The organism is Streptomyces flavochromogenes (assembly GCF_000717595.1).
In the GTDB taxonomy this organism is placed as follows: domain Bacteria; phylum Actinomycetota; class Actinomycetes; order Streptomycetales; family Streptomycetaceae; genus Streptomyces; species Streptomyces flavochromogenes.
In genome coordinates this window covers 1-7,196 of record NZ_JNZO01000067.1, presented here as the reverse complement: position 1 = coordinate 7,196, position 7,196 = coordinate 1, and the positions used below count along the sequence as shown (strand labels likewise).

Below are 7,196 nucleotides of genomic sequence, written 5' to 3'. Positions count from 1 at the left end.
CGGGAACCGGCCCTCCTCGTCCACCGCCGCGGCGAACGGCACGATCTTCGCCTCCGCGAGCGCACGCACCGACTCCCGGAGCATGTCGTGCTCCTCGGAGGGCCGATACAGGTCGAAGTCCTTGCCCATGATGTGGAGCTCCCCTAGACGCTTTTGGCACTGAGTACCCTCAGCAAAACACACTCAGTGCCATGATGCCAGAGCGCCCCGACGCTGATCTGCGTCGGGGCGCTCAGAGGACCGGTCGGTCGGTTTTCTTAACCGGCAGTGTCCGCGAGATGGACTTCGTCCCTCCGGAGCCGGCTCGCGTCGTACTCGGCGCCGAGCTGCCTGGCGCGGCCCTCGGTCATGTCGAGACGGGGAAGCAGCGCCGGGGTGCAGATGCTCGGCAGGAAATGCTGGAGCAGGACCGAGACCCGATGGGCCAGGTCGTTGCGATCGCACAGAATCTGGGACATCGCCTGGATTCCCGAGAAGGCGCCCGAGAACAGCTCGGCGGTGTCCGTCACGTCCACATGGACGAGCAGCTCCCCCCGCGCCTTCGCGACCATCAGGATCTCCGACACCTGGTCGATCCACGCCCGGAAGGGAGCGGCACGGTCCACCCCGGTGGCACCGCTGTCCAGCGCCAGGGCGACACTCGCCCGCACCAGTGCGTCGCGCTGCAGCCGGTGGGTCAGCAGGAAGGCCTGGTCCGCGAGCTCCTGGAGCTTGACCTCCTGCGGCGCCAGGGGCATGTCGAGCATCTGGGCGTCGAGGACGCCGAGGGCGAGATCTTCCTTGGAAGCAAAGTGGAAATACAGAGCTCCCTTGGTCACCCCGGCGCGCACCAGGATCTCGCCGATGGTCGTCCGCTCGTAGCCGCGCTCCGCGAAGACGGTGGCGGCCGACTCGAGGATCACCCGTCGGGTTCGGATTGCACGCGCTTGCTGCGCCAAGGCGCCTCCTGCTGTCTCGCTGTCTGTGCTCAACGTGTGACGTGAAGCATTGAAAAGAAAACCGCGCTGTACGTATTCTAATTCGGGCGGACTCACCGCCCAGGGGCGCGGGGTTGCAAGGGGGATCCATGGATCAGAACGGACGAGGAACGGCTGCACACGTCCCCGGGGAGTTCGTTCACCGAGCGGATCCCGCGGACATCATCCCCACGGGGTGGACTCAATTGCGGGAGAATCGGTTCTCCGTCTCTGCCCGCTGGCCTGCCTCACATCCCTTCTTCTCTCCGGTGGCAGGGGACCGTCACGACCCCGTGTTGGTGGCCGAGACGATACGCCAGACCACCATGCTGATCGCTCACGCCGAGTTCGGGGTACCCGTGGACGACCAGTTCGTCATGTGGGGCCTCTCCTACCGGGTCGATCCCGAGGCGCTCTCCGTCGACGGGCTCTCCTCGGACGTGACCGTCGACGTCATCTGCTCCGACCTCAGCAGCCGCGGCGGCCGCCTCCGCGACCTGCGCACCACCCTGGTGCTCACCCGCGACGGCCGGTTCCTCGGCACCGGCACGGCCCAGGCGCGCTGCACCTCCGCCCTCGCGTACCGCAGGATCCGGGGCGAGCGGATGGCCGCGCTCGGCCGTCCCGTCCCGCTGATCCCCGAAGTCGCCCCGCACCTCGTGGGCCGCGAGGACGCGAAGGACGTCGTCCTCGGCCCGGGCAACCGCCCCGACCAGTGGCAGCTGCGGATCAACACCGCCCACACCACGCTCTTCCGGCGCCCGAACGACCACGTGCCCGGCATGGTGCTCCTCGAAGCGGCCCGGCAGGCCGCGACGGCGACGGTCGGCAGCGAGGCGTTCCTGCCCGCCGTGATGGACGTCTCCTTCTCCCGCTACGCCGAACTCGACAGCCCCTGCTGGATCGAGACGGAGATCGTGCCCGGCGCCGACCCGTCGACGACCACCGTCCGGGTCGACGGCCGGCAGGACGGCAACTCCGTCTTCCAGTGCACTCTCACCTCCCCGTCCCGGGAACTGGCGGTGGCCGGAGCCGGCCTCGGCAGCCGGCTGGCGGGCTGAACCGGATCGGCGCGATGGGCACGATGGCACCTCACCTTCTGATCACCGGCGCGACCGGCTTCATCGGCGGCCGGGTGGCCGCCGCGGCGGCGTCGGCCGAGGAGCCCGCGCGCGTCCGCCTGCTGGCCCGCCGCCCGCCCACCGACCCGGCGGAGTCGGCGGGATCCGGGGTCGAGACCGTCCTGGGCGACCTCCGGGACCCCGACTCGCTGCGCCGCGCCTGCGAGGGGACCGACGTCCTGATCCACTGCGCATCGGCGATCGGCGGCGACGCCGAGCAGGCCCGCGCGGTCAACGACGAGGGCACCCGCGCCCTGGTCGCCGCGGCCGTGGCCGCCGGGGTGACCCGGATCGTCTCCCTGAGCACCGCGTCCGTCCACGGCCGCGGCCCCTTCCGGGCCGCCGCGCCCGGCACCCTGCCGCTCGCCCCCGGCTCGGCGACCAGCCGCACGCGCGCCGCCGGCGAGCGCCACGTCCTGGAAGCGGGCGGGACCGTACTGCGCCCGCACCTCGTGTACGGCACCGGCGACCGGCAGCTGATCCCCGGCGTGGTCCGGCTCCTCGCCGCCCTGCCGGCGCCGCTCGACGGGGGAGCGTCGCTGCACTCCCTGATCGATGTGGACAGCCTGGCGGGTGCCCTGCTCGGGGCCGCGCTCTCCTCCGCGACCGAGCCGGGTCCGTACTACGTCCAGCACCCCGAGCCGGTGCCGGTCGGCGCGCTGCTCGCGGCCGCCGAGGACCTGCTCACCCACCGGACGGGAAAGAGCCGGGGAGCGGCGGTGGACATCGCGGCGGCCCGCGCGCTGCTCGCGGACGTCCCCTTCGCGCAGCACCACCTGGACATGCTGGCGACCGACCACTGGTTCGCCGACGACCGCCCCTGGCGGGAGCTCGGCTGCGACCCCGGGCCGGGCTTCGCCGTGGACTTCGCCGACCATCTGCCCTGGTACCGGGGTCTCCTCGGCGGTTCCTGAACAGGCCGCCCCTCGCGTCAGGCGGCCGATGGGTCGTCAGGCGGCCGGAGTGCGGGCGGCGGGGACGGTCGTGCTGCCCGCCGGTTCCAGACCGGCGAGTGCGCCGGGGGCGGCCAGCATCGGCAGCAGTGTCCGCCACAGACCGGTGACCGTCTCGGGCGACAGCCACTCGCCGTTGTCCCGGCGCAGCGCCTCCAGGCCGACGGTGGCGGCCACCACCGTGCGGACGAGGTCCTGTTGACCGCCGTGGCCGGTGGCGAGCAGGCCCTCGTCGGCCGCCTCCGCGAGCCGCTGCTGGACGCAGCTCTGCCATTCCTGGCGCAGATTCAGGTCCGTACGACAGCCCCGGGAGCAGCTGAGCCGGTATCCCGCGCGGACGACGATGTCCTCACGGAGCAGCCGGGCCAGGGCGTGCGTCGTGTCGGCGAGGTTCTGCAGGGCGTCGGACCCCTGGCGGTACACGACCCGGGCCGCCCGGCGCAGGGCGGTGGACGCCTCTTCCTCGACGGCGGCGGCCACCGCGGGCTTGTTCTCGAAGTGGAAGTGGAGCGCGCCGGGGCTCACCCCCGCGCCCGTGCTGATCGCCGACAACTTGGCCAAGGTGTAGCCGTGCAGGTCGAACTCCCTGGCCGCCGACCTGATCAGCGCCTCGCGGGTCCGTGCGGCCCGCTCCTGTTTGGTCACCCGTGGCTCCCGTAGCACCGTGCGTCGCGGTGGCACGGGCGGCGCCCCGTCGCGCCGTACCGCTCGACGACTCCAAACCGACTGCTTGGTATTGTACGAGGTTTTCGTGCGCCCCTGAGCGCTTCGGTGCGGATCGGAGGGCCGGGTGCCTGCTGGACGGATACGGAATGCGTACGAGGGTGGCGAGTCGGGTGACGACAGAAGCCGCAGACGTGCTCCCGTGGGTCATGGTGCACCCCAACTCGCAAACCGAGCCACAGGTTTGTTGCCTGTCAGGGGAACGCCGTGGCCGTGGTCAGCGGCAGAGATACCGTGCCGGCTGTGGTCAGGCGTCGCCGGGCGTGGTCGCGGTTGCCGGGGCACGGTGATGCGCCAGGTGGCCGCCGATCGCCCCGGTGGCACCGACCGCGAGGAGCCCCGCGAAGCCGAGCGCCCGGCCGAGGCCCGTGTGGTTGCCGCCCCGGGCGGCGAAGGACGCCGCGTAGAGGGCCACGGCTGCGACGTTCGTGGCCGCGTGCGCCAGGCCCAGTCGCCGTCGTGGCAGGTCGAGCTCCGCCCAGTCGACCCAGCCCGAGACCGCGGCCGGGGCGACGCCGACGAGGCCCACACCGACCAGGGTCCGGGCGGCCCGGCGCTGACCGGGCAGCAGATCGAGGACGGCCGCTGAGAGCCATGCGCCGATGGGTACGTGCACGAGCAGCGGGTGGACGGGGTGCCCGAGCCACCGGCCGCGCAGTACGTCCCGGCCGCGGCCCAGCGGAGCGGCTCGCACCACGCTCCGCATGCGGTCGGCGGCACCGTCCAGCGCCGCCGCGCGCTCCAGCCGGTCCATCGTGCGCGGCAACCGTCCGGATCCCGGGGCCGCCCCCGTTTCGACGCCCACGCGGACACCGGAATCCTGTATCTGCGATGCGTTCATACGGGGCGGCTTTCCGTATTCCGTGCCCTGAAACGGCGGGTGTGCCGTACGGGTGTGCCGTACGCGTGCGGTGTACGCGCGTGCGCCGTGCGTACGGACTCAGCCGCGCGGGTGTGTCGTCACCACGACCACGCCCGCGAGCAGCACCACGTTCTTGACGACGAACTCGCCGACCAGCGTGAGCAGCAGCGGATTGGAGTGGGCGAAGGCCATCGACGGTGTGAGGACGAGCACCGCGAAGGTGCCGCAGAGGTGGGCGGTGAGCACCGGCAGGGCCAGCGCGCGGGCGCACCCGGACATCAGCCAGAGGCCGAGCGCCACCTCGGCCCAGCCCAGCGCGGGAACGAACCAGCCGCCGGCCGGGAACGGCAGCACGGCGACGACGAGCGCGGCCGCCGGGCTGAGTCCGATGACCTTGAGGACCCCGAACCACACGAACACGCCGCCCAGGCCGGCCCTGAGCATGCCCAGGCCGTACCGGTGCAGCCGTGGCGCGAGCCGGTCGAAGCGGCCGAGGGGAGCCGGGGAGGTGGCGGGCGGCGGAGTGGCGGTTCCCGGGGCAGGGGTGGTGGCGGCAGGGATCACCTGGGAGGAAACGGTCATGCGCGGGCATCTCCATCACGAGTCGACGCGGGGGCCGGACGGGGCCGTGCGGGCGGATCGAGGCCGGGTGGGGCGTGTCGGGGCGGCGGACCGTTCGGATCACGCCGAATCCCGGCAGGAGGGTCGGACGCCGTGGCCCACGCTAACCACGTCCCGAGCACCCCCGCGATGCCCATCGGTTCCTTGCATGCCCGCTATGGAAGAAGTCGATAGGGCGTTGCCGCACGCGATCAAATCTCGCCAGCCTGAGCACTGTTCGAGTTTGTGTTTGATCCATCGACTCGAACCGCGTCCATCCGCTCCCGGCAGCATGCGAAGGAATCCACGGATGTCCCACCGACCCGCCGCCCCCGCCTCCACCACGACCCCCGCGGCCCGCACCGCCCTCACCCGGCGCCGGGTGCTCACCACGTCGGCCGCCGCGGCCGGGGCGCTCGCCCTTCCCGGCAGCGCCGCGTGGGCCGTGCCCACCAGCTTCGAGGCGGAGACGCGCACCGGCCGCCGCCGGCCCGGCGCCGTGACCGACCCCAGCGTCGTCATCCGCTGGAACCAGGCCGCGATGGACGCGATCCTCGGCCGCTACCAGGCCGCCGGCAACCGCTTCGGCCCCGCCACCGTGAACGCCCGGGCCCTCGCGATCATCCACAACGCCATCTACGACGCCTGGGCCTGTTACGACCACTGTGCCGTCGGCACCCGCTTCGGCGGCGCCCTGCGCAGGCCCCGCTCCGAGCGCACCCTCGACAACAAGAACGAGGCCATCAGCTACGCGGCCCACCTCGCCCTGCTCGACCTGTACCCCGAGTACAAGGTCGCCATCGACAACATGCTCCGCAGCCTCGGCCACGACCCCGAGCTCACCGACCCCCGCCGCAACAGCCCCGCCTGGATCGGCCGCCGCACCGCGCAGGCCGTCCTGGACTACCGCCACGCGGACGGCGCCAACCAGCTCGGCACCCCGGCGTACTCGGACACCACCGGCTACCAGCCGCGCAACACCCCGCAGATCGCCGGGGCCTTCGACCCGGCCACGGTCACCGACCCGGCGCACTGGACCCCGCTGATCGTCGGCGGCAAGACGCAGCGCTACCTCACCCCGCAGTTCGCGGTGATGCAGCCCTTCGCGCTGTCCCGCCCCGACCAGTTCACGGTCCCCGCCCCGCCCGCGTACCCCTCGGTCCGGATGACCGCCGCGATCGAGGAACTCCTCGACATCAGCGCCCGTCTGACGGACGAGCAGAAGGCCATCGCCGAGTTCTGGCTCAACGACGACGTCACTCCGCCCGGCGCCCAGCAGATGTGGGGACGGTACGTCTCCGCCCGCGACGGCCACGGGGTCGACGAGGACGCCCAGATCTTCTTCGGCCTCAACATGGCCGAGTGCGACGCCGCCATCGGCTCCTGGGCCGTCAAGGCCCAGTACGACTTCGCGCGTCCCTCCACCCTCATCCCGTTCGACCAGCGCGGCCGGCAGATCCGCTCCTGGGGCGGCCCCGGCCAGGGCTCCGTCACCATGGACGGCGTCGACTGGCAGGCCTACGTGGCCGTTCCTCCCTTCCCGGCCACCGTCTCCGGACACAGCACCTTCTCCGGCGCCGCCGCCGAGTTCCTGCGCCGCTTCACCGGCTCCGACTCCTTCGGCGACTCGTACCGTTTCAAGGCGGGCGCCTCCACCGTCGAGCCCGGCCTCACCCCGCGCACCGACGTCGTCCTGCACTGGCCCACCTTCAGCGAGGCCGCCCGGCAGGCCGGCATCTCCCGGGTCTACGGCGGAATGCACTGGAGCTTCGACAACGAGCCCGGCATCGAGATGGGCCACCGCATCGGCAAGGTCGTCCACCGGCAGGCCATGCGCTACTTCGGCGGCACCCACCGCTGACCTCGGCAGGCCCGTCCCGTGGCGGAACCGGTGGAACCGGCACCCGCGGGACGTGCTGCCCGCCGGCCCGTCCTCCCTTCGTGCCCGCCCCGCCCCGCCCCGAGCCGCCTCCGCCCGCCC

8 protein-coding genes are annotated in these 7,196 nt (G+C 72.4%); 3 read left to right on the top strand and 5 right to left on the bottom strand.

Going from position 1 to position 7,196, the window contains the following annotated elements; genetic code table 11:
* The coding region (locus tag IF00_RS44680; RefSeq protein WP_167346911.1) for an acyl-CoA dehydrogenase family protein at window positions 1-129 on the bottom strand (129 nt) is incomplete at its 3' end.
* Window positions 130-257: 128 nt separating this feature from the next.
* Complete coding sequence (locus tag IF00_RS0140100) at window positions 258-938, bottom strand: ScbR family autoregulator-binding transcription factor (RefSeq protein ID WP_030327005.1); 681 nt, start codon at window positions 936-938, stop codon at window positions 258-260.
* Window positions 939-1,066: 128 nt separating this feature from the next.
* Between IF00_RS0140100 and IF00_RS0140095 the strand changes: the two genes are divergently transcribed.
* Window positions 1,067-2,017: a ScbA/BarX family gamma-butyrolactone biosynthesis protein gene (locus IF00_RS0140095; protein WP_030327003.1), complete on the top strand. Its 951-nt coding sequence runs from the start codon at window positions 1,067-1,069 to the stop codon at window positions 2,015-2,017.
* A 23-nt stretch (window positions 2,018-2,040) separates the two neighbouring features.
* Window positions 2,041-2,991, top strand: coding sequence for an NAD-dependent epimerase/dehydratase family protein (locus tag IF00_RS0140090; protein ID WP_030327001.1), 951 nt, complete (start codon window positions 2,041-2,043; stop codon window positions 2,989-2,991).
* Window positions 2,992-3,027: 36 nt separating this feature from the next.
* Here IF00_RS0140090 and IF00_RS0140085 read toward each other — a convergent pair whose 3' ends face one another.
* The 3 genes from IF00_RS0140085 to IF00_RS0140075 all read right to left on the bottom strand — a co-directional run bounded on the left by IF00_RS0140085 (window position 3,028) and on the right by IF00_RS0140075 (window position 5,197).
* Window positions 3,028-3,675 carry a ScbR family autoregulator-binding transcription factor gene (locus IF00_RS0140085; protein WP_037640406.1) on the bottom strand — a complete coding sequence of 216 codons (648 nt, stop codon included), beginning with the start codon at window positions 3,673-3,675 and terminating at the stop codon, window positions 3,028-3,030.
* Window positions 3,676-4,000: 325 nt separating this feature from the next.
* A complete protein-coding gene (locus IF00_RS0140080) occupies window positions 4,001-4,519 on the bottom strand; it encodes a DUF2231 domain-containing protein (protein ID WP_158710602.1) in 519 nt (172 codons plus the stop codon).
* A gap of 174 nt (window positions 4,520-4,693) precedes the next feature.
* Entirely contained in the window at window positions 4,694-5,197 is a 504-nt protein-coding gene (locus IF00_RS0140075; protein WP_051820901.1) for a hypothetical protein, read from the bottom strand.
* 328 nt (window positions 5,198-5,525) lie between these two features.
* On the opposite strand from IF00_RS0140075, the gene IF00_RS0140070 reads away from it, so the two are divergent.
* Window positions 5,526-7,076: a vanadium-dependent haloperoxidase gene (locus tag IF00_RS0140070; protein ID WP_051820900.1), complete on the top strand. Its 1,551-nt coding sequence runs from the start codon at window positions 5,526-5,528 to the stop codon at window positions 7,074-7,076.
* The last annotated feature ends 120 nt before the right edge of the window (window positions 7,077-7,196 follow it).

Excerpts from the sequence above, each read along its gene's own strand:
- IF00_RS0140095 (WP_030327003.1), top strand. The coding sequence starts at position 1,067 with ATGGATCAGAACGGACGAGGAACGGCTGCACACGTCCCCGGGGAGTTC.
- IF00_RS0140090 (WP_030327001.1), top strand. The coding sequence starts at position 2,041 with ATGGCACCTCACCTTCTGATCACCGGCGCGACCGGCTTCATCGGCGGC.
- IF00_RS0140075 (WP_051820901.1), bottom strand. The coding sequence starts at position 5,197 with ATGACCGTTTCCTCCCAGGTGATCCCTGCCGCCACCACCCCTGCCCCG.
- IF00_RS0140070 (WP_051820900.1), top strand. The coding sequence starts at position 5,526 with ATGTCCCACCGACCCGCCGCCCCCGCCTCCACCACGACCCCCGCGGCC.